This window comes from Lysinibacillus telephonicus, assembly GCF_039654155.1.
GTDB classification, from domain to species: Bacteria; Bacillota; Bacilli; order Bacillales_A; family Planococcaceae; genus Ureibacillus; species Ureibacillus telephonicus.
This window is the reverse complement of record NZ_CP155468.1, coordinates 3,223,415-3,244,182: the sequence shown is the minus strand read 5'-3', so window position 1 is coordinate 3,244,182 and position 20,768 is coordinate 3,223,415. Positions and strand designations below refer to the sequence as shown.

The following is a 20,768-nucleotide window of genomic DNA, read 5'->3' as shown; positions in this document are numbered from 1 at the left end:
CCGCGGAAAGCGTCCGCCGAAACGGAAATCAACTAACTTATTCAAAAAGGGTTATTAATTTTATTTTAAAAGAAAAAAGACTGTAGGCAAACTCGAATTTTCGAGTTTGTCTACAGTCTGAAGGGCTGCCGATATTGGCAGCCCTTTTAATGATTAGATTTAATTTTTTCTATCGCAATGACAAACGGTGGATCATTTTTTTGATTTAAAAATTGATATTTTAGTACATGGAAATATTTTTGTGGAAGTCCGCTTACATAATGTAATACTTCATCCTTTTCCACTTTTCCACCTTCGTGGCCGTGATAAATCACAAGTACGATCATTCCACCGATTTTGAGAAGTTGAAGTATGCTATCTAAAGCTTGAATAGTAGTATTTGGTTTTGTGATAACCTCATGATCACTTCCAGGCAAATAGCCTAAGTTGAAAATAGCAGCAGAAATTGGTTCTGATACATACTTTTTAATATTCTCATGCCCATCATTAATGATAGTTGCTCGGTGTTGTAATTGATGCTCAGTTAGTCGCAAAAGTGTTGCATCAACTGCTTGTTTTTGTACATCAAAAGCATAGACATGGCCACTATCACCAACTAGATTTGCTAGAAAAAGCGTATCATGTCCGTTGCCAGCAGTTGCATCGATGACAAAATCACCATGTTCGACTGAGTCGGCTATTAAATGTTGTGCATATTGTAAAACACGTTGTAGCTTCATTTTTTGTCACTTCCACTCCGTCAAAGACTTTATATTCAATCAGCAATTTTTGCTTTTTGAACATAATATTTTCCTTGCCAGCTGCCTCGTCTTTCAAGTTCTGCATCAATTCCATTTAATACTTCCCATTTATTAACACTCCACATAGGACCGATCATTAAATCAATTGGCCCGTCGCCTGTGATGCGGTGGACAATCATCTCTGGTGGGATTACTTCTAATTGATCTGCAACTAGGTTAATATATTGATCTTTTTCAAGAAACTCTAACATTCCTTTTTCGTATTGTTTTACTAATGGAGTTCCTTTTAATAGATGTAGAAGATGAATCTTAATACCTTGTACATCGAGTTTAGCAACCTCTCTAGCAGTCTCCATCATCATGTCATAATCTTCTAAGGGAAGGCCGTTAATAATGTGAGTACATACACGAATATTGTGCTTGCGAAGTTTTTCAACGCCTTCAACATATGTTGCATAGTCATGAGCACGGTTGATTAAATTCGCTGTTTTTTCATGTACAGTTTGAAGACCAAGCTCCACCCATAGATATGTGCGTTCATTTAATTCCGCTAAATATTCAACGACATCGTCTGGTAAACAGTCGGGGCGAGTCGCGATGCTTAACCCCATAACTCCTTCACAAGCGAGTGCCGCTTCAAATTTTTCTTTTAGTACAGGAAGTGGGGCATGTGTATTTGTATATGCTTGGAAATAGGCCATTGTTAAGCCATCCTTCCATTTATGTTCCATTTTTTCTTTTATTTTTTCGAATTGAACAGGTATCGGGTCTACGCGATCTCCTGCAAAGTCCCCGCTGCCGGCAGCACTACAAAATGTACAGCCTCCGAATGCAACTGTGCCATCCCGGTTAGGACAATCGAAACCAGCATCAAGAGCCACTTTATAAACCTTTTTTCCAAATTCGTCTCGCAAATAGCGATTCCATGTATAATAACGTTTCCCATCGGATGGGAAAGGAAATTGTTGTTCTGACATTTGTTTCACTCCTCTAACGATTATTCTAACATGTGATTTTGCATTATGCATTTTTGTTTGATTTATTCATTGTCCACTTTTCTTAAATCTTTCTCTTGTACTTAAATTGAAAGAAGAATACTATTATATTTTGTGATTAATCTTTAATCCACTCTTACAGTGGATAAGACCCCCACTTCAGATTATCGAAGAACAAGACGGTAAAAGTTGGAGATTAACTCACCGTAAAAGTCCGATTTATTTCACTAATCAATGGTGGGTAGTTTAACACCGGTAAAAGTGCTAAGTTGGTATTGTCACTAGCACTCTTGCAAGTCAAAAAACACTTATGGAAGATTCACTTTATGGAGGAGTAGAGTATGCCCAAGAAAGTATGGCTTTTAGTCATTGGGACATTTATCAATATTACAGGCAGCTCACTATTGTGGCCATTAAATACTATTTACATGCATGATCATTTAGGGCAATCTTTATCAATCGCAGGACTAGTTTTAATGATTAACGCTGGTGGAACTGTCTTAGGTAATTTGGTTGGAGGCTATTTATTTGATAAATTTGGTGGATATAAATCCATCATGTTTGGAATTTTAATTACAGTTGCGTCATTAATAGGGATTACTTTTTGGCACGGCTGGCCACATTATGTTTGGTTTTTAACTATAATGGGTTTTGGCAGCGGAATCGTTATCCCCGTAATGTTTGCTCTAGTCGGCTCGGTGTGGCCTGAGGGTGGAAGAAAAGGATTTAACGCAATTTACCTAGCTCAAAATTTGGGAGTTGCAGTTGGTCCTGCTTTAGGAGGCCCGATAGCTGAAAAGAGCTTTGATTATTTATTTGTATCAAACTTAGGTTTGTATGTAATATTTCTTATAATAGCAGCTTTTAGTTATCGCCGCATGGTTCCAAATAAAGAGAATGAAAAGAATCGAGAAAAAATCGTTAATGATAACTCATCAAAGGCTAGTTTATATTCATTGCTTATACTAAGTGGCGGTTTCTTATTAGCATGGATTGCTTATTCGCAATGGTCCACTACACTTTCGACTCATATTCAACAACTAGGTATAAGTCTGAAGGAATATAGTTTACTTTGGACAATTAATGGTTTGTTAATTATCATTCTTCAACCTATCATTAGTCCCATTGTACAAAAGTATGAAAAGCAGATTAAAGCACAATTAGTGTTCGGTATGTCTGTTATGATGGTATCCTTTATCGTAATAATTTTTGCAAATAATTTTAAAATGTTTGCAGTTGCTATGATGATTTTAACAATTGGGGAAATTTTTGTTTGGCCAGCAGTACCAACAATCGCCAGTATGTTAGCTCCAAAAGGCAAAGATGGTTCTTACCAAGGGATTGTCAATAGTATTGGGGCAATCGGTAGAATGATTGGACCGTTATTTGGCGGAATGATTGTGGATTTTTATAGTATGAATGTTTTAATGCTTATTTTGTGCGCGATGTTTATTATTTCTATTGTACCGTGTTTACTTTATGATAGCCCATTAAAAAAAGAAAAAGAGCAATATAATGAAATTAATTAGATATAGCAGTATAAAAAGATATAGGAAATACGAGTTCTATTTACAAGGGACTTGTATATTTTAAATTTTTCCATTAAAATTAATGCATTAATAATATGGACGACTAAGAGAAGGAATAGTAGATTTTGAAGCTTTTAAGAGAGCTAGCGGCTGGTGGAAGCTAGCAAGTAGATGAATCGAACTCGCCTTGGAGTCAGTTTTAGTGAACTAAAGTAACTAAAACCGTATGCCGCGTTAAGGAATTGAGCTGAGTGATGTGTCACTAATTTGGGTGGTACCGCGGGAGTTTACAAATTTCTCTCGTCCCTTCTAATAGGAATGGGACGGGATTTTTTATTTTTTAAATATTTTGTTAATTTTACCGTTATTAGGATAATCTACTTCATAGACAGCTTTTTATTAATTTAACGTTCCTTCATGTCGCTTTCAGCATGTTGTTTACAAAAACAAGGAGGAGAGAATCCAATGAGCTTTAATCATCAAACAATTGAAAAAAAGTGGCAACAATATTGGGCAGATAATAACACATTTAAAACGACAAATGACGAATCAAAGCCTAAATTTTATGCACTAGATATGTTCCCTTATCCATCTGGAGCTGGATTACACGTTGGCCATCCAGAAGGTTATACTGCTACAGATATTTTATCTCGCTATAAACGTATGCAGGGCTATAACGTTCTACATCCAATGGGTTGGGATGCATTTGGTCTACCAGCTGAACAATACGCCCTAGACACTGGCAATGACCCTGCTGAGTTTACAGCAAAGAATATTGCAACGTTTAAACGACAAATTCAAGAATTAGGTTTTTCTTATGATTGGGATCGTGAAATTAATACAACAGATCCAAATTATTATAAATGGACACAATGGATTTTTATTCAATTATATAAAAAAGGTTTAGCATATGTTGATGAAGTACCTGTAAACTGGTGTCCAGCTCTTGGTACAGTTCTTGCTAATGAAGAAGTAATTGATGGAAAATCAGAACGTGGCGGACATCCTGTAGAGCGCCGTCCTATGAAACAATGGATGCTGAAAATTACAGCTTATGCAGATCGTTTAATAGATGACTTAGAAGAAGTGGATTGGCCAGAATCAATTAAAGATATGCAGCGCAACTGGATTGGACGATCAGAAGGGGCGGAGGTTACGTTTACAGTTGACGGGACAAATGAATCATTTAAAGTGTTTACTACTCGTCCTGATACACTTTTTGGTGCAACATACTGTGTACTAGCGCCTGAACATAAATTAGTAGCTCGAATTACAACTGCAGAGCAGCAGGAAGCTGTTGACGCATATCTTGAAAAAGTTAAATTAAAATCTGACTTAGAGCGTACAGATTTAGCAAAAGAAAAAACAGGTGTATTTACAGGAGCATATGCTGTAAATCCAATTAACGGCGCAAAGATACCTGTATGGATTGCAGACTATGTACTTGCTTCATATGGAACTGGTGCTATTATGGCAGTTCCAGCTCATGATGAACGCGACTATGAATTTGCTAAGGAATTCGGTTTACCTATAAAAGCCGTTTTAGAGGGCGGCGATATTGAAAAGGAAGCGTTTACTGGTGACGGTCCACATATCAATTCAGATTTCTTAAATGGCTTAGGAAAAGCTGAAGCAATTGCAAAAGCAATTGAATGGCTTGAAAAAAATGGCGTAGGTGAAAAGAAAATTTCTTATCGCATACGTGACTGGCTATTCTCTCGTCAACGTTACTGGGGTGAACCAATTCCAGTTATTCATTGGGAAGACGGTACGATGACGACGGTACCTGAAGAGGAGCTGCCATTAGTACTACCGAAAACATCTAATATCCGCCCTTCTGGTACAGGTGAATCACCACTTGCAAACATTGAAGAATGGGTTAATGTTGTTGATCCAGTTACAGGCAAAAAGGGTCGCCGTGAAACAAATACAATGCCGCAATGGGCAGGTTCAAGCTGGTACTTCCTACGCTATATTGATCCGAACAATTCACAAGCAATTGCAGATCCAGAATTGTTAAAACGATGGTTGCCAGTAGATATTTATATTGGGGGAGCAGAACATGCGGTGCTTCATTTGCTTTACGCTCGCTTCTGGCACAAAGTCCTTTATGATTTAGGCGTTGTTCATACGAAAGAACCATTCCAAAAATTATTCAATCAAGGAATGATTTTAGGTGAGGGCAATGAAAAGATGTCAAAATCAAAAGGGAATGTTGTAAACCCTGATGACATTGTTAATAGTCATGGTGCTGATACATTAAGACTATATGAAATGTTTATGGGACCACTTGATGCTTCTGTTGCTTGGTCTACAAATGGTCTTGATGGAGCACGTCGATTCCTAGATCGTATTTGGCGATTATTTACAACAGATGAAGGAACTTTAGCTGAAAAAGTGAAGAATACTATAGATACAACGCTTGAAAAATCCTATCATCAAACAGTGAAAAAAGTAACAGAGGATTTCGAGCATCTTCGCTTTAATACTGCAATTTCTCAAATGATGGTATTTATTAACGATTGCTATAAAGCAGAATCGGTTCCGACAGAATATGCAGAAGGATTTGTGAAATTACTTGCTCCAATTGCACCACATGTTGCAGAGGAGCTTTGGGAAATTCTTGGACATTCAGAAACAATTGCATATGAAGCATGGCCAACCTACGATGAATCAAAATTAGTAGATGATGAAATTGAAGTAATTGTCCAAGTAAACGGTAAATTGCGTTCGAAAGTAAAAATCGCTAAGGATGCATCGAAAGAACAGCTTGAGCAAATTGCACAAGCTGATGAAAAAGTAAAAGAATTTACAGATGGAAAACAAATTGTTAAAGTAATTGCTGTTCCAGGAAAACTTGTAAATATTGTTGTGAAATAAGTTATATAGCTGTCTCAAGATGATGATGATGTCATATTTTGAGACAGTTTTTTATTTGAAATTTACTTTTTAGTTTAATTTATAGAAATATTTTGAAAAGGGTATTGACTTATATTACCTAGAATTATATTATTTTTATCAGATTACTAAGAATTAAATGTGCTGACTAGAAAACTAGAGGCCCCAATAAACTCTTATTGAATTTATCTCAAAGCTATTTAAGTTTTGAATGATTCAAAGAGTTTATTGGGGCTTTTTGTCAGTTAAAGGAGTGGGATAGAGGTAATGGAAGTACAAAGGATTCTTAGACATTAATCTAATGTACTGGAAATGACAGAAACTGAAAGGTTAATTAACTTGATTTATGTAATATTTTTAATCAGCTTGGGTTTTGTTAATTTTAATGTTTTAAGAGCAATAGAATTTTTGGCGTGAATTCCATTAATGAGTATATAGCCTATGATTAGCTTCCTTGATGCCGCGGTATATATGGACTATTTATATACAGAATTCTCTTAAACTTTAAAAACATAGTTGACCAATAAGAATTGTATTGTTTATTATAAAATAAACATTTGGAGTTTTTAGAAAATGGAAATTACACCAGGGGGATTCGAGATGGGAAAAGTTTATATTGTTGGGGCAGGTCCAGGAGATGTGGATTTAATTACAGTAAAAGGATTGAAATGTATTCAACAAGCAGATGTTATTTTGTATGACCGACTTATTAATAAAGAGCTGCTAGAATACGCAAAACCGAATGCTGAATTGATTTTTGTAGGGAAGCTGCCGAAATTACATGGCGTTATCCAGGATCGAATTCACCAATTATTAGTAGAAAATGCGAATCAAGGGAAAATTGTAACAAGATTAAAGGGTGGAGATCCATTTGTTTTTGGCAGAGGAGCTGAAGAAGCAGAAGTATTAGTAGAGGCAGGGATTTCCTTTGAAGTTGTACCAGGTATTACTGCTGGAATTGCAGCTCCTGCTTATGCAGGCATACCTGTTACACATCGTCATTTTGGCTCAAGCTTTGCTATTGTCACTGGCCATATGCGTGAAGGCAAGGAAGATGACATTCATTGGAAGGGATTAGCTGAATCTGTTGATACATTAGCAATTTATATGGGTGTTGGAAATTTACCCTATATTACAGAGCAGCTTCTAAAATATAAACGTGATCCACAAACACCCGTGGCATTAATCCATTGGGGTACAACAAAGCAACAGAGAACAATTGTAGGAACTTTAAGTACGATTGTGGACATTGCTCATAAAGAAAAAATTCAAAATTCAAGTATGATTATTATCGGTGAAGTTGTAAAAATGCATGAAAAAATTGCATGGTTTGAGCAATCAAATCAAATTTTACAAGAGATTTCGGTTTGAAGAAGGTAGGTTGCGAAGAATGCAAGCAGTATTATATGTTGCCCATGGAAGCCGTGTAAAAGCTGGTGTCGAAGAAGCGGTTCAATTTATTGAGACAGTAAAACCTCATATTGATGTCGATATTCAAGAAATTTGTTTCCTAGAACTAGCAAAGCCATCAATTTTAGAAGGAGTTGCGGCGTGCATTGATAGAGGAGCAACTAATATTGCTGTTATTCCAATCCTGTTATTGACAGCAAACCACGCTAAACAGGATATACCACAAGAAATTAACAAAGCAAAACAACTATATCCGTTTGTTACATTTTCGTTTGGAAAGCCTTTCGGGATACATGAAAAGCTAATTAACAGCTTACATGATCGAGTTTTAGAAAAAAGTACATCGCTAAGTGAAGAAACAGACATTTTGCTAATTGGGCGTGGAAGCAGTGATCCATGTGTTCATGCTGATTTCCAACAAATTGCAAATTACCTTAAACGAAAATATAACTACGCAAATGTTGATATCTGTTTTTTATATGGAAAAGGTCCGTCATTTGAATCAGCATTAAATCAGCTAAACATCGAGCAAAAAAATCAAACATATATAATTCCATATATTCTATTTACAGGGTTTTTAAAAATTGGAATTCAAAAAAAAATAGCACAACATAGTTTTCTACAAAATAAAGTGGTTCTTTGTGAATGTTTGGGATATGACGAAAATGTACGCCAAGTGTTAATTGAGCGAGTTAATCAAGTTTTAATCGTAAAGGGGGAAGTTTGTAATGGATAAAAAGCAACAAAATTTTGAACAGGCAATTGAAAGTTTAAAAAAACTAATTAGCACAATGAATTATGGTTCCATCACTTTAATCGTTCAAGATAATGTCGTTGTACAAATCGAAAAAAATGAAAAAATTCGATTAAAATAATTGAAGATGAGGTGTAAGTATTGAAGCTAGAAGTAATAAATAGTCCTTTTAGTGAAGAACAAGTAAAGCAATTAAATGAAGTATTAGCTAACCTAACATCACAGCAAAAAATTTGGTTAACAGGTTATTTAAGTGCAACTGCATCTTTACAAGGAATCGAAGCACAAAAGGAAATTAGTTTTAATACAGCTCCTGTTGCGTCTAGTCCGACAGCTGTAAAACAAATAACGATTTTATATGCTTCCCAAACCGGTACGGCACAAGGACTAGCAAAAAAATATGGTGAACAATTACGAAATTTAGGATTCGAAGTAAGTGTTTCTTCGATGAATGATTTTAAAACGAATGCTCTAAAAAAACTAGATCATCTACTCATTGTAGCGAGTACTCATGGAGAGGGAGACCCACCTGATAACGCAATCGCTTTTCATAGCTTTTTATATGGAAAACGTGCACCAAAATTAGAGCATGTAAAATATGCGGTGCTTGCATTGGGAGATAGTTCATATGAATATTTCTGCAAAACAGGAAAGGATTTTGATGAACAGCTTGAAAAACTAGGTGCTAAGCGTATTGTTGAACGTATTGATTGCGATTTAGATTTTGATGAGCCGGCAGCGAAATGGTTTGAATTAGTAAAAGAAAAGCTTAAAGAGGATGGTGCAGTACAAGAATTATATAAAGAAGAGGCTGCGCCAACAGTAGCAGCTCCAACAACTGAATATTCCCGAAAAAATCCATTTCATGCTGAAATTCTAGAAAAGATTAATTTAAATGGCAGAGGTTCAAACAAAGAAACGATTCATTTAGAAATTTCTCTAGAAAATTCGGGACTATCCTATGAACCTGGTGATAGTTTAGCAATTTATCCTACAAATAATGAGAATCTTGTTGCTTCTTTAATTAGTGCTTTAGGTTTCGAGGAACAGGCTAAGATTAACGTTGGAGATATCTCATTATCATTAAAAGAAGCATTAACAGATTTGCTTGAGATTACAGTGTTGTCAAAACCTTTAATGGAAAAAATAGCGCAATTTACAACTAATAAAGAATTCCAAGAACTACTGCTAAACAAAGAAGCGTTAAAGCAATTTATACATGGCCGTGATCTGCTTGATGTTGTAGAAGCTTTTGGTCCTTTCTCATGGGATCCGCAAAGCTTTGTTAATCTATTGCGTAAATTACCGGCGAGACAATATTCTATTTCAAGCAGCCAAAGTGCCTATCCAGATGAGGTGCATGTCACAATTGGTGCTGTTCGATATGAAGTCGATAATCGTCAACGTTTAGGTGTATGTTCAACATATGTTGCCGATCAACTAGAAATAGGCGATAAAATACGTGTTTATGTTCAGCATAATCCTAACTTTAAATTACCTGAAGATGATAAACCAATTATTATGATAGGACCTGGTACAGGAGTAGCACCTTTCCGTTCATTTATTCAGGAGCGTGAGGAACGGGGAGCTCAAGGAAAATCATGGTTATTTTTTGGAGACCAGCACTTTGTAACTGATTTCCTTTATCAAACAGAGTGGCAAGGTTGGTTGAAAAATGGTGTATTAACAAAGCTAGACGTAGCGTTCTCTAGAGATCGTGATGAAAAAGTTTATGTACAGCACAAGATGCAGGAGCATGCGGCTGAAATTTATGAATGGTTGGAGCAAGGTGCGGTTGTTTATGTTTGTGGTGATAAAGATAATATGGCTGACGATGTTCAAAATACATTGCTAGATATTATTTCACAGCAGGGCAACAAATCACAACAAGAGGCACAAGAATATTTAGAGAATTTACAAAAACAGAAGCGATATCAGCGGGACGTCTATTAAGGGGGAAGTAACCATGGTAGGGAAAATTGTATTACCACCTCAAGAAGGTAAACCTAGTGATGTAGAGGAGATAAAAGCGGAAAGTAATTACTTGCGGGGGTCATTAGCAGAAACTATGCAGGAGGAGCTTAGCTCGGGCATTCCGGATTGGGATAATCGTTTGATGAAATTCCACGGAAGTTACTTACAGGATGACCGTGATCAACGATTAGAGCGTGAACGTAAAAGATTAGAGCCTGCCTATCAATTTATGGTGCGCGTACGAATGCCAGGTGGGGTAGCAACACCAAAACAATGGCTTAAACTTGATGAGTTGTCTGATAAGTACGGCAATCAGTCATTTAAAATAACTACACGGCAAACCATTCAATTCCACGGTATTTTAAAATGGAATATGAAGAAACATATGCAGGAACTGAATAGTGTTTTATTTGATACAATTGCAGCTTGTGGTGACGTAAACCGTAATGTAATGTGTAATGCAAATCCATATCAATCAAATTTGCATCAAGAAATTTTTGAATTATCATCTAAAATAAGTGAACATTTATTGCCGCGTACAAATGCTTATTATGAAATTTGGTTAGATAAAGAAAAAGTTGTAGACACACAAGAAGAACAAGAACCAATTTACGGCTCTCTTTATTTACCTCGAAAGTTTAAAATCGGCATGGCAATTCCACCTGCCAACGATACGGATGTGTTTTCACAAGATATTGGTTTAATTGCAGTGGTGGAAAATAATGAATTAATAGGATTTAACGTTGCGATTGGCGGCGGAATGGGAATGACGCACGGTGATACAGCAACTTACCCTCAATTAGCTCGTTTAATTGGTTATATTTCCAAAGACAAAGTTGTCGATGTATGCGAGAAAATTATGACAGTACAACGTGACTATGGCAATCGTTCCGTCCGCAAAAATGCGCGTTTTAAATATACAGTAGATCGCTTAGGGTTGGAAAATGTAAAAAAAGAGATTGAAAATCGTTTAGGTTATGAATTTGAAGAGGCTAGACCATACGAATTTAAGCATACTGGAGATCGATACGGTTGGATTAAAGGCGAGGACGGAAAATATCATTTCACTTTATTTATTCAAAATGGCCGTGTAAAAGACTTTGATAATTATCCATTAAAAACGGCCTTGCGTGAGATTGCACTAATTCATAAAGGTGAATTCCGTTTTACTGGAAACCAAAATGTAGTAATTGCAAACGTCGGATCTCGATCTAAGAAGGCTATTGATGAAATTATTCAAAAATATCATTTAACAGATAGTGATAACTACTCTGCTCTTCGCCGCAACTCAATTGCTTGTGTAGCATTACCAACATGTGGATTAGCGATGGCAGAAGCAGAGCGTTATTTACCATCTTTGCTAGAAAAAATTGAAGCGATTATAGATGACAATGGCTTGCATGATCAAGATATTACAATTCGTATGTCTGGCTGTCCTAACGGCTGCTCCCGTGCGGCTATGGGGGAAATAGGTTTTATCGGAAAAGGTCCAGGCAAGTATAATTTATATCTTGGTGCTAGTCATACAGGCTCACGATTAAATAAAATTTATAAAGAGAACATAGGAGAAGAAGAAATTTTAGCATCCCTTCGTCCGATTATTGAACATTATGCTAAAGAACGATTAGATGGTGAACACTTTGGTGATTTCGTTATTCGTACTGAGTATGTGGAAGCAGTAACGGATGGGCGTTATTTCCATAATCGAGCATAATAAGAAGATTAAAGGTTGCTTTATTGCAGCCTTTTTTCGCTTAAGGAGAGAATATAGATGTATCCAATTATGTTAAAAATTGAACAAAAACGAGTTTTAATCGTCGGTGGGGGAAAAGTGGCAACACAAAAAATTGATAAGTTGCTAGAGCAAAATGCAAATGTATGCGTTGTAAGTCCCACAATAACAGACACTCTACATAATTATGTCTTAAATGGACAAATTCAATGGATTAATCGTACATTTAAACAAGAAGATACTAAAGATGCTTTTTTAGTAATCGCTGCAACGAATAACCGAAGCGTGAATGAGTTGGTGAAAAAAAGCTGCTCGGAAGGACAACTGATAAATGTTGTCGATGCACCAGAAACAAGTGATTTTTATAATATGGCAGTTGTAGAACGCGGAGAATTGAAAATTGCCATCTCAACAGAAGGGGCAAGTCCTACGTTAGCGAGGAAAATTAAGCGGGATTTAATAGAAGTTTTTGATGATGGTTATGAGGACTATTTAAGATTTTTACTTAAAGCACGTAAAAAAATTAAAGAAACTGTACACGATGAAGAAAGAAAAAATTATTTATTGAATGAAATAATGTATGACTTTTATCGTAAAAATGAAGTCGAACGGGAACGTTTTCTTGAAAATATTAACTAGATTCACTTATATATTAATAAAAGAGATAAAAAAGAGAGATCGTCCAAAAAACTTATTTGGAACGGTCTTTTTCATGCCTATTTTAAATTATAAGAGGGGTTGTTTCAGAAATTCACTTCTGAACAACTTCTTTTTTTATTCGTTAAGTAAGGAAGTTTTTTCATCAATTTGGGCTGCTTAAATGCAGGTTATATCAACCAACTATGTTGTTTGTTAATTGTAAATAATATAAGTTTTTTATTGAGATTATGTAAAAGAATAGTACGGAACAATTTCTTTCATTTAAAATTACGTTTATAGTAAGGTATGGTTTTAATGACATTAGCATTTAAAGTCGATGCTAGAGTATGGGGATGAATTATGTCAATGTGGAACAACTATCTTTAGTTTTACAACTTAGAAAGAAGGAAACAACATGGATTTATATTATATGGTGCTCCTTTTCATAATAGGATTCGTCGGTTCATTTCTATCTGGAATGCTTGGAATCGGTGGTGCTATTGTTAAATACCCTATGCTGCTTATGATACCGCCATTATTTGGATTTCAAGCGTTAACAGCACATGAGGTTTCTGGAATAAGTGCCCTCGATGTTTTATTCGTATCGATAGCTGGTGTGCTTACTTTCCGCAAGGGAGGGTATTTAAATAAATCACTAATTACCGTGATGGGTTTATTTGTCTTAATCGGTACATTAATTGGCTCCCTGGAATCAGAGCATTTAACGGAAACTCAAGTAAATACTGTATATGGAATTTTAGCGTTATTAGCAGCAATTATGATGTTTATACCGAAAAAACAAATTGATTTAGACAATGTAACATATAACAAACCGCTTGCAGCTATACTTGCATTCTTTATTGGAATAGGTTCTGGTATAGTAGGTGCAGGAGGAGGATTTTTATTAATTCCAAGCATGTTATTAATTCTTCACATCCCCACAAGAATAACAATCGCTTCAAGTTTGGCAATTACGTTTATTTCTTCCCTTGCTGGCTCATTCGGTAAAATTGTAACAGGGCAAGTAGAATATCTCCCTGCAATTATTGTAATTATCGCTGGAATGATCGCAGCTCCTCTAGGTGCAAAAATCAGCCAAAAAATGAACACGAAGACATTGCAAGGTATTTTAGCTATTTTAATACTAGGAACAGCCGTTAAAATATGGATTGATATTTTATAATAAAAAAACAGACGTGTTTATACAAATGCGTCTTTTTTAGTACAAACAGGTGTAGATTATTAAAGAAAGTGTCTAATATAATAACAAAATTAATATGTTAAAATATGGTGTATATAAAGTGGGGGATAAGATGACAAGGAATAAATATATTTTAGTCAGTTTCGTAATAGCATTTATTTTTGGAATTCCTTTTAAATGGATTCAATATAAAGGCGAAGAAACAATATCGTTTTTCCAACTATTTGATTTAGGTGTAAACCATTTGTTTTTTGATGGTTGGTTATTGGCAGCAAATACTCTAATCATATTTATTGTACTGTCTTGTACTTTAAAATTAAAAAGTAGAATAAAACCTTTATAATCTTTTTGATGTAACCTAAGGCGTTATTCGAACAACGCAAAAACTTTTTATGAAAAACATCTAATCAAATTTACAAAACATTGTGGACAGGAGCAGTTAATATGGGTGAAAAATTTGTACCAATTACAACTAAAAATTTAGAACAATGCAGCGAACTATATATTCATGTTTTTAATAGTGAACCTTGGAATGAAAGTTGGACACACCAAGATGCAAAAGAAAGACTTTCGGATTTAATACAAACACCAAAATTTCTTGGTTTTATACTATATGATAACGACGATTTAATTGGATTCATTGCTGGGAATTGTAAACGATCCTTTTCAGGATTAACTTTTTATTTAGCTGAATTGTGTATTAATAATCAGATTCAAGGCAAAGGTTATGGTTCAAAGCTGCTTCGTTATCTAGAACAAGAGTTAAGGGATAGAGGAGTGCAAAGCCTTTATTTATTAACAGCCACTGGAGGACTTGCAGAAGCGTTTTATTTAAAAAATGACTATGTAGTAAATGAGGATAGGGTTGTTATAAGAAAAAATTTAACTTGAACATACTCTGTAGAAATATCGCTATTCAGTAAAAATATTTTAAGTAAAGGTTAACGTTATGAATTCGTTTATAAAGGTTTAACGAAGCTTTTATTAATACTTCGTCATATTTTGTACTTAAATTTACATAGTTTATCTTTTTAGAATTTGAGAATAATTGATTTTTAATATGGGCTTCACATATAATAAAAGTATCACGTGATGGTTTGGAGGTATGAACAATGGGGTCGAGAAATTAAGAATTGGTGAATTGGCTGAAATTACAGGAATTACAAAGCGAACAATTGACTATTATACAAACCTTGGTCTTTTAAAAGCTGAACGTTCTACTTCTAATTACCGGTATTACAAGTCAGATGCCATTGAGCGACTTTATAAAATTGAAGAGATGAAATCAAGTGGAATGAGTTTAAAAGACATTAAAAATTCATTTGAAAAAGAGCATCAATATGAAGAAATTGATATTCAAGAGCTTCGTTTACACATGCAAACTCTACAAAATGAAGTTACTACATTACTTGAACAAATGAAGCAACAAGAGCAAACAACACAAACTACGATTAAAAATAATGTATCAAAAGAAAGTGTTGCATTAATGCAATCTTTATTATTACTTATAACCTAGGAGGTGAAGTCTTACTTTTTTAAGTAAGACAACTTATTGACCGCGTTAAATTTAACGATTTTTACTATTTTAATAGCGTTAACTGCATTTTTCGTTGCCACTGAATTTGCGATTGTAAAGGTAAGGCAATCGAGAATTGATCAGTTAGTTGCAGAAGGTAAGAAGGGTGCTCTTGCAGCAAAACATGTTACCACCCATTTAGATGAATATTTATCAGCCTGTCAATTAGGGATTACAGTTACAGCACTTGGTATTGGTATGGTTGGAGAATCAACATTTGAATTTATTTTACACCCAATGTTTGAAGCCATAGGTATTTCAAGTAATTATGTTCATTACTTTACAATTGCTGCAGCCTTCATCATCGCCACTTTTTTACATGTAGTGGTAGGGGAATTAGCTCCGAAAACAGCAGCTATTCAAAAATCAGAAACAATTACATTAATATTTGCAAAACCAATAATGATTTTCTATAAAATTTTGTATCCATTTATTTGGTTCTTAAATGGATCTGCCCGTATACTGGTGGGGATTTTTGGTATGAAGCCTGCTTCAGAACATGAACTGTCACATACTGAAGAAGAACTGCGCTTATTATTAACTGAAAGCTATAAAAACGGTGAAATTAACCATAACGAATTAAAATATGTAAATAATGTATTTGAATTCGATGATCGAATAGCAAGAGAAATAATGGTTCCACGAACAGAAATAGTAGGCTTTAATAAGAACGCCTCATTTAGTGAAGTGTTGACAACCATTCAAGAAGAACGCTACACTCGATACCCTGTTTATGAAGAAGACCGTGATAATATTATCGGTTTTATTAATATTAAAGACTTTTTAACACAGGGCTTAAGCAACCGAATTACTGCAGAAACTTTTAATATAGAAAGTTTTATTAATCCTGTTATTAAAACAATTGAAACAGCCCCGATTCAAGAACTATTAACAAGAATGCAAAAAGAACGTACACATATTGCTATTCTTTTAGATGAATACGGTGGCACATCAGGTTTAGTAACAGTAGAGGATATATTAGAAGAATTAGTCGGTGAAATTCGCGATGAATTTGATGATGATGAAATTGCAGATATTCGCAAGGTGAAAGACGGTCATTACATTATTCATGCGAAGGTATTGTTAGAGGATGTATCAAAGTTATTACAAATAGAACTAGAAAACCCTGATGTAGATACTATTGGTGGCTGGTATTTTGCGCAAGATATGGAACTAAATCAAGAAAATATAATTGATTATGGAGGCTATTCATTCTCGATTTACGAAAAGGAAGAACACCATATTCATTTTATTGAAGTGAAACAAACTGTAAACTTAATAGCTTAGTTTTTTAGTAGAAAGACTAAAGTATAACAAGACACTAAGGGCTGCTCAGAATGTAAAAACTCTGAACAGCCTTTTAAGTTACTCTAATATGCTAAAAAAGTATTGTTGTTTGGTAATAGGAAATGAGTTCCTTTTAAAAATTTATTCTACAGCTCCAGCATTCATGCCGGCTATACGTCCAGTTACTAGGGCGCTTGTAATGTTGTAGCCGCCGGTATACCCATGAATATCTAAAATTTCACCACAGAAAAATAGGCCTGATTTCTTTTTGGATGCCATTGTTTTTGGCTCGATTTCTTTTACCGATACACCACCGCCAGTCACAAATGCTTTTTCTAAAGGCAATGTACCATGTACATCCATTGTAAAACCAACAAGCTCGTTTGCTAATTGACGAATTTTTTCCTGCGATAGTTCTGCGGCTGTTTTGGATGCATCAATACCAACCCGGTCCATTAAAAATAACAGCCACCGTTCTGGCGCAACGTTTTTCCAAACATTTTTAACAGCCTTTTTTGGGTCTTCCTTTAATAATTTATTTAAATATTGTACACAAGTTTCAATGTTGAAATCTGTCAATGTTTGAATCCGAACCTGAACAGGAGCGCCGCCATTTTTCTTCCGCTCCTTCACGATAAATTGGCTGCAGCGTAAAATTGCCGGTCCACTTAAGCCAAAGTGTGTAAAGAGCATGTCCATTTGATGTGTGATAATTGCTTTACCTTTTTTATTCAAAACAGATACTGCAACATCTCTTAATGCAAGACCTTGCAATTCACGAGACTGAATAAAGGGCTCGTTTGATTTTACTGGTACTTCTGTTGGATATAATTCTGTTACGGTATGGCCTGCACGTTCGGCCCATGGATAACCATCTCCAGTAGATCCCGTCTGAGGAACTGCTTTACCTCCAACAGCTACCACCACAGCTTTAGCCAATATTTCAGTACCGTCAGATAATCTTACTCCCAATATTTTTTCATCATTCATTAATAATTTACTTACTGTTGTTTGAAGCCGTATTTCGACATGAAGCCGTTCTAATTCATTGATTAACGCGTCGACAACATCCTGCGCGCGATTGGATACAGGGAACATGCGACCGTGATCCTCTTCTTTCAGTTTTACGCCAAGTCCTTCGAAAAAATCGATAATATTTTCATTATTATATACTGTGAATGGACTATATAAAAAACGCCCATTACCAGGAATATGTTTTATAATTTCATCTACCGATAGGCGGTTTGTAACGTTGCAACGCCCTCCGCCAGAAATCGCCAGCTTTTTGCCGAGTTTATTTCCTTTTTCAATTAATAAAACCTTTTTCTTTTGTTCTCCAGCAGCAATTGCGGCCATTAATCCTGAAGGACCTCCACCGATAACAATTACATCAATCATTGATTCTTCTCACTTTCTACACTAACTGCCGTTAATAATTTTATTTTGAATGAGTTAAGCAGCGTGGTTTTATAAAAATTTTAAATAAAGTGCTACCTTGCCATTCATATTATACATAAATTATAGAGAAACTATTTGAGTAAATCGTCTTTCACATGTAAACTAACATGTAGATTCGTTTTCGCAACAACATTCGTTAGAAATCGTCGACTAAATAGGTCGACTCTTATTTTTTAGATTTCTATACATACTTTTACAATTTCATAAAGATTGGAATGTTTATATGTCTTCATTAATGAAAGGGACGGCGATATTAACAATTGGTTTGTTTTTATCAAAAGTGCTTGGATTAATTTATGTATTCCCATTTTACTCAATTGTTGGGGAGGAAAATATTGGGTTATATCAATATTCTTATGTTCCATATAATATTATGCTTTCAATTGCTATTTCAGGGCTGCCAATAGCTGTCTCGAAATTTGTTTCAAAATATAATGCATTAGGCGATTATGAAGCGGGGAGACGTTTATTTAAATCAGGTGTAGTGGTCATGCTAATCACCGGTTTACTATCGTTTCTTGCTTTGAACTTATTAGCGAATCCGATAGCAAACGTTGTTATTGAAGATGATGAGCAAATTTTTACAGTTGAACAAATCTCTTCGGTTATTAGATGGGTTAGCTTTGCTTTGCTGGTAGTTCCGTTCATGAGTTTAATTAGAGGATTTTTCCAAGGCTACAATCAATACATGCCAACTTCTGTTTCCCAATTAGTTGAACAAATTGTTCGTATAATTGTCTTGCTTGGTGGTTCCTTCCTGGTAGTTGTGCTGCTAAATGGTACTCCAGAAACAGCTATTAAATTTGCAGTATTTGCAGCATTTGTTGGTGCTCTTGGTGGTTTAGTTGTTCTTTATTATTATTGGAAGAAATTTAAACCTGAGTTTAATACATTTCTTGAGGGCAGTGTTTCTTCAGGAGAATTGTCTTATAAAGATATTTATAAGGAAATTTTGCAATCCTCTATTCCAATTGTATTTGTTGGGATGTCAAATTCATTATTCCAGTTAGTCGATATGTTAACGTTCAACAATGCGATGACTTCTATCGGACTAGCTAAGGTTACGGATACGTATTTGGCAATGTTAAATTTTTTATCACATAAAATCGTTATTATTCCAGTTATGCTTGCAACTGGATTTTCAATGGCATTAATTCCGATTATTACAAAGCATTTTACACTTGGAGAATTCAATGTACTTCGTGGAGCGATGGATAAAACATATCAAGTGCTGTTATTTATTACAATTCCAGCGAGTATGGGCATCACTATTTTAGCACCTGATATTTATCACGTTCTATATGAGCAAAGTGAAATGGGAGCGGAAGTGTTAGCTCATTATGCACCTACGGCAATATTATTTGCCTTATTTTCAGTGACAGCTGCTATTTTACAAGGTATCGATTATCAAAAGTGGATAATTTTCAGCTTATTAACTGGTTTATTAATAAAGCTCATGTTAAATACGCCTCTTGTAAAATTAATGCAGGTAGATGGTGCTATACTAGCAACTGCAATTGGTTATTTGGTTACTATTTTGATTAATATTGTAGTAATTCATAAAGTGCTGCATTACCGTTCGAAGCTGGTCTTTAGACGTACAATTTTAATTTGTATTTTAACTGCGGTTATGATGATTGCTGTATTTGCTGTAAATAAACTACTATACTTCATTGCTGAGCCAGAAAATAAGGTGATTACAAGTATTTATCTACTAATTTGTGTAGGGGTTGGAGCAGCGGCTTATGGAGCCTTAGCATATAGACTTGGGCTTGCACAAAAGCTTTTAGGTGATCGTATTACCAAAATAGCAAGCAAAATAGGGTTGAAATAGGAGGAATCAACTTTAAGTGCGTTTAGATAAATTGTTAGGGAATATGGGGTATGGAAGTAGAAAAGAAGTAAAACTGCTGTTAAAGCAAAAAGCTGTAACTGTTGACGGAATTGTTGTAAAGGATGCTGCAATGCATGTAAAACCTGAAGTACAACATGTAAGTGTTTTTGGTGAACGGGTGCACTATACAGAATTTATTTATTTAATGATGAATAAACCACCCGGTGTTATTTCTGCAACAGAAGATTTGCATGATAAAACGGTAATTGATTTATTGGATCCATTAGCACAACATTTCAAACCTTTTCCTGTTGGACGTTTAGACAAAGATACTGAAGGGTTGCTTCTCATTACAAATGATGGACAGTTATCTCATAACTTATTATCACCTAAAAAACATGTGCCTAAAACTTACTATGCAAGAATTGATGGGGTAGTAACGGAAGCAGATATTGAAGCATTTAAGAATGGAGTAGTTCTTGATGATGGTTATAAAACCAAGCCTGGCGAACTTGTTATTTTAAAGTCGGATACTGTTTCCGAAATTGAATTAACAATCCGCGAAGGAAAGTTTCATCAAGTCAAACGGATGTTTGAAGCGGTTGATAAGAAAGTAGTCTATTTAAAACGTCTGTCGATGGGAAGCTTGAAACTAGATGAAACATTAGAGCTTGGGGATTACCGTGAACTAACTGAGGAAGAACTGGCTGCATTAAAAAATATTAATCAGTAATCAAAAAT

The 20,768-nt window shown here is 35.1% G+C and carries 18 protein-coding genes and 1 other annotated feature; of the genes, 15 read left to right on the top strand and 3 right to left on the bottom strand.

From position 1 onward, the window contains the following. Positions 1-146: 146 nt before the first annotated feature. Both MKY04_RS15580 and MKY04_RS15575 read right to left on the bottom strand, forming a co-directional pair. On the bottom strand, positions 147-719 hold the full coding sequence (locus MKY04_RS15580) for a class I SAM-dependent methyltransferase (protein WP_346234679.1): 573 nt from the start codon (positions 717-719) through the stop codon (positions 147-149). A gap of 35 nt (positions 720-754) precedes the next feature. After that, positions 755-1,717: a TIGR01212 family radical SAM protein gene (locus MKY04_RS15575; RefSeq protein ID WP_346234678.1), complete on the bottom strand. Its 963-nt coding sequence runs from the start codon at positions 1,715-1,717 to the stop codon at positions 755-757. 359 nt (positions 1,718-2,076) lie between these two features. On the opposite strand from MKY04_RS15575, the gene MKY04_RS15570 reads away from it, so the two are divergent. From MKY04_RS15570 to MKY04_RS15510, 13 genes are all read left to right on the top strand, one after another. After that, a complete protein-coding gene (locus MKY04_RS15570; protein WP_126294116.1) occupies positions 2,077-3,264 on the top strand; it encodes an MDR family MFS transporter in 1,188 nt (395 codons plus the stop codon). A 96-nt stretch (positions 3,265-3,360) separates the two neighbouring features. Further along, positions 3,361-3,575 (top strand) — a binding site (T-box leader). A 154-nt stretch (positions 3,576-3,729) separates the two neighbouring features. Beyond that, complete coding sequence (gene leuS / locus MKY04_RS15565) at positions 3,730-6,144, top strand: leucine--tRNA ligase (RefSeq protein ID WP_346234677.1); 2,415 nt, start codon at positions 3,730-3,732, stop codon at positions 6,142-6,144. A gap of 618 nt (positions 6,145-6,762) precedes the next feature. Further along, positions 6,763-7,533, top strand: coding sequence for a uroporphyrinogen-III C-methyltransferase (cobA, locus tag MKY04_RS15560; protein WP_346234676.1), 771 nt, complete (start codon positions 6,763-6,765; stop codon positions 7,531-7,533). Between the two features lie 19 nt (positions 7,534-7,552). Then, a complete protein-coding gene (locus tag MKY04_RS15555; RefSeq protein WP_126294113.1) occupies positions 7,553-8,308 on the top strand; it encodes a sirohydrochlorin chelatase in 756 nt (251 codons plus the stop codon). Next, positions 8,301-8,447, top strand: a complete 147-nt coding sequence (locus MKY04_RS15550) for a YezD family protein (RefSeq protein ID WP_126294112.1) — start codon at positions 8,301-8,303, stop codon at positions 8,445-8,447. The genes MKY04_RS15555 and MKY04_RS15550 overlap by 8 nt, the downstream gene beginning before the upstream one ends. Before the next feature lie 20 nt (positions 8,448-8,467). Continuing rightward, complete coding sequence (locus MKY04_RS15545) at positions 8,468-10,279, top strand: assimilatory sulfite reductase (NADPH) flavoprotein subunit (RefSeq protein WP_126294111.1); 1,812 nt, start codon at positions 8,468-8,470, stop codon at positions 10,277-10,279. Positions 10,280-10,292: 13 nt separating this feature from the next. Next, a complete protein-coding gene (gene cysI / locus MKY04_RS15540; RefSeq protein ID WP_126294110.1) occupies positions 10,293-12,014 on the top strand; it encodes an assimilatory sulfite reductase (NADPH) hemoprotein subunit in 1,722 nt (573 codons plus the stop codon). Positions 12,015-12,071: 57 nt separating this feature from the next. Continuing rightward, a complete protein-coding gene (locus MKY04_RS15535; RefSeq protein ID WP_126294109.1) occupies positions 12,072-12,671 on the top strand; it encodes an NAD(P)-binding protein in 600 nt (199 codons plus the stop codon). A 415-nt stretch (positions 12,672-13,086) separates the two neighbouring features. Then, complete coding sequence (locus tag MKY04_RS15530; protein ID WP_126294108.1) at positions 13,087-13,854, top strand: sulfite exporter TauE/SafE family protein; 768 nt, start codon at positions 13,087-13,089, stop codon at positions 13,852-13,854. Positions 13,855-13,984: 130 nt separating this feature from the next. Continuing rightward, a complete protein-coding gene (locus MKY04_RS15525; protein WP_126294107.1) occupies positions 13,985-14,215 on the top strand; it encodes a hypothetical protein in 231 nt (76 codons plus the stop codon). Positions 14,216-14,316: 101 nt separating this feature from the next. After that, positions 14,317-14,763, top strand: a complete 447-nt coding sequence (locus tag MKY04_RS15520; protein WP_126294106.1) for a GNAT family N-acetyltransferase — start codon at positions 14,317-14,319, stop codon at positions 14,761-14,763. Positions 14,764-14,977: 214 nt separating this feature from the next. Beyond that, positions 14,978-15,388: a MerR family transcriptional regulator gene (locus tag MKY04_RS15515; protein ID WP_126294105.1), complete on the top strand. Its 411-nt coding sequence runs from the start codon at positions 14,978-14,980 to the stop codon at positions 15,386-15,388. A 36-nt stretch (positions 15,389-15,424) separates the two neighbouring features. Further along, positions 15,425-16,735: a hemolysin family protein gene (locus MKY04_RS15510; protein WP_126294104.1), complete on the top strand. Its 1,311-nt coding sequence runs from the start codon at positions 15,425-15,427 to the stop codon at positions 16,733-16,735. Between the two features lie 141 nt (positions 16,736-16,876). Here MKY04_RS15510 and MKY04_RS15505 read toward each other — a convergent pair whose 3' ends face one another. Continuing rightward, entirely contained in the window at positions 16,877-18,133 is a 1,257-nt protein-coding gene (locus tag MKY04_RS15505) for an NAD(P)/FAD-dependent oxidoreductase (protein WP_126294103.1), read from the bottom strand. 283 nt (positions 18,134-18,416) lie between these two features. Here MKY04_RS15505 and MKY04_RS15500 point away from each other — a divergent pair, with 283 nt between their 5' ends. Together MKY04_RS15500 and MKY04_RS15495 are read left to right on the top strand one after the other, a co-directional pair. Continuing rightward, the gene (locus MKY04_RS15500) at positions 18,417-20,027 is read left to right on the top strand and encodes a polysaccharide biosynthesis protein (RefSeq protein WP_346234675.1); all 1,611 of its coding nucleotides are present in this window, start codon (positions 18,417-18,419) and stop codon (positions 20,025-20,027) included. Positions 20,028-20,043: 16 nt separating this feature from the next. Beyond that, positions 20,044-20,760, top strand: coding sequence for a pseudouridine synthase (locus tag MKY04_RS15495; RefSeq protein WP_346234674.1), 717 nt, complete (start codon positions 20,044-20,046; stop codon positions 20,758-20,760). The last annotated feature ends 8 nt before the right edge of the window (positions 20,761-20,768 follow it).

What these genes read in the sequence shown, in the direction of transcription:
- MKY04_RS15550 (WP_126294112.1), top strand. Translation starts at nt 8,301, where the DNA reads ATGGATAAAAAGCAACAAAATTTTGAACAGGCAATTGAAAGTTTAAAA.
- MKY04_RS15535 (WP_126294109.1), top strand. Translation starts at nt 12,072, where the DNA reads ATGTATCCAATTATGTTAAAAATTGAACAAAAACGAGTTTTAATCGTC.
- MKY04_RS15515 (WP_126294105.1), top strand. Translation starts at nt 14,978, where the DNA reads ATGAACAATGGGGTCGAGAAATTAAGAATTGGTGAATTGGCTGAAATT.
- MKY04_RS15500 (WP_346234675.1), top strand. Translation starts at nt 18,417, where the DNA reads ATGTCTTCATTAATGAAAGGGACGGCGATATTAACAATTGGTTTGTTT.
- MKY04_RS15525 (WP_126294107.1), top strand. Translation starts at nt 13,985, where the DNA reads ATGACAAGGAATAAATATATTTTAGTCAGTTTCGTAATAGCATTTATT.
- MKY04_RS15580 (WP_346234679.1), bottom strand. Translation starts at nt 719, where the DNA reads ATGAAGCTACAACGTGTTTTACAATATGCACAACATTTAATAGCCGAC.
- MKY04_RS15520 (WP_126294106.1), top strand. Translation starts at nt 14,317, where the DNA reads ATGGGTGAAAAATTTGTACCAATTACAACTAAAAATTTAGAACAATGC.
- MKY04_RS15505 (WP_126294103.1), bottom strand. Translation starts at nt 18,133, where the DNA reads ATGATTGATGTAATTGTTATCGGTGGAGGTCCTTCAGGATTAATGGCC.
- cysI (WP_126294110.1), top strand. Translation starts at nt 10,293, where the DNA reads ATGGTAGGGAAAATTGTATTACCACCTCAAGAAGGTAAACCTAGTGAT.
- cobA (WP_346234676.1), top strand. Translation starts at nt 6,763, where the DNA reads ATGGGAAAAGTTTATATTGTTGGGGCAGGTCCAGGAGATGTGGATTTA.
- MKY04_RS15575 (WP_346234678.1), bottom strand. Translation starts at nt 1,717, where the DNA reads ATGTCAGAACAACAATTTCCTTTCCCATCCGATGGGAAACGTTATTAT.
- MKY04_RS15555 (WP_126294113.1), top strand. Translation starts at nt 7,553, where the DNA reads ATGCAAGCAGTATTATATGTTGCCCATGGAAGCCGTGTAAAAGCTGGT.
- MKY04_RS15530 (WP_126294108.1), top strand. Translation starts at nt 13,087, where the DNA reads ATGGATTTATATTATATGGTGCTCCTTTTCATAATAGGATTCGTCGGT.
- MKY04_RS15570 (WP_126294116.1), top strand. Translation starts at nt 2,077, where the DNA reads ATGCCCAAGAAAGTATGGCTTTTAGTCATTGGGACATTTATCAATATT.
- leuS (WP_346234677.1), top strand. Translation starts at nt 3,730, where the DNA reads ATGAGCTTTAATCATCAAACAATTGAAAAAAAGTGGCAACAATATTGG.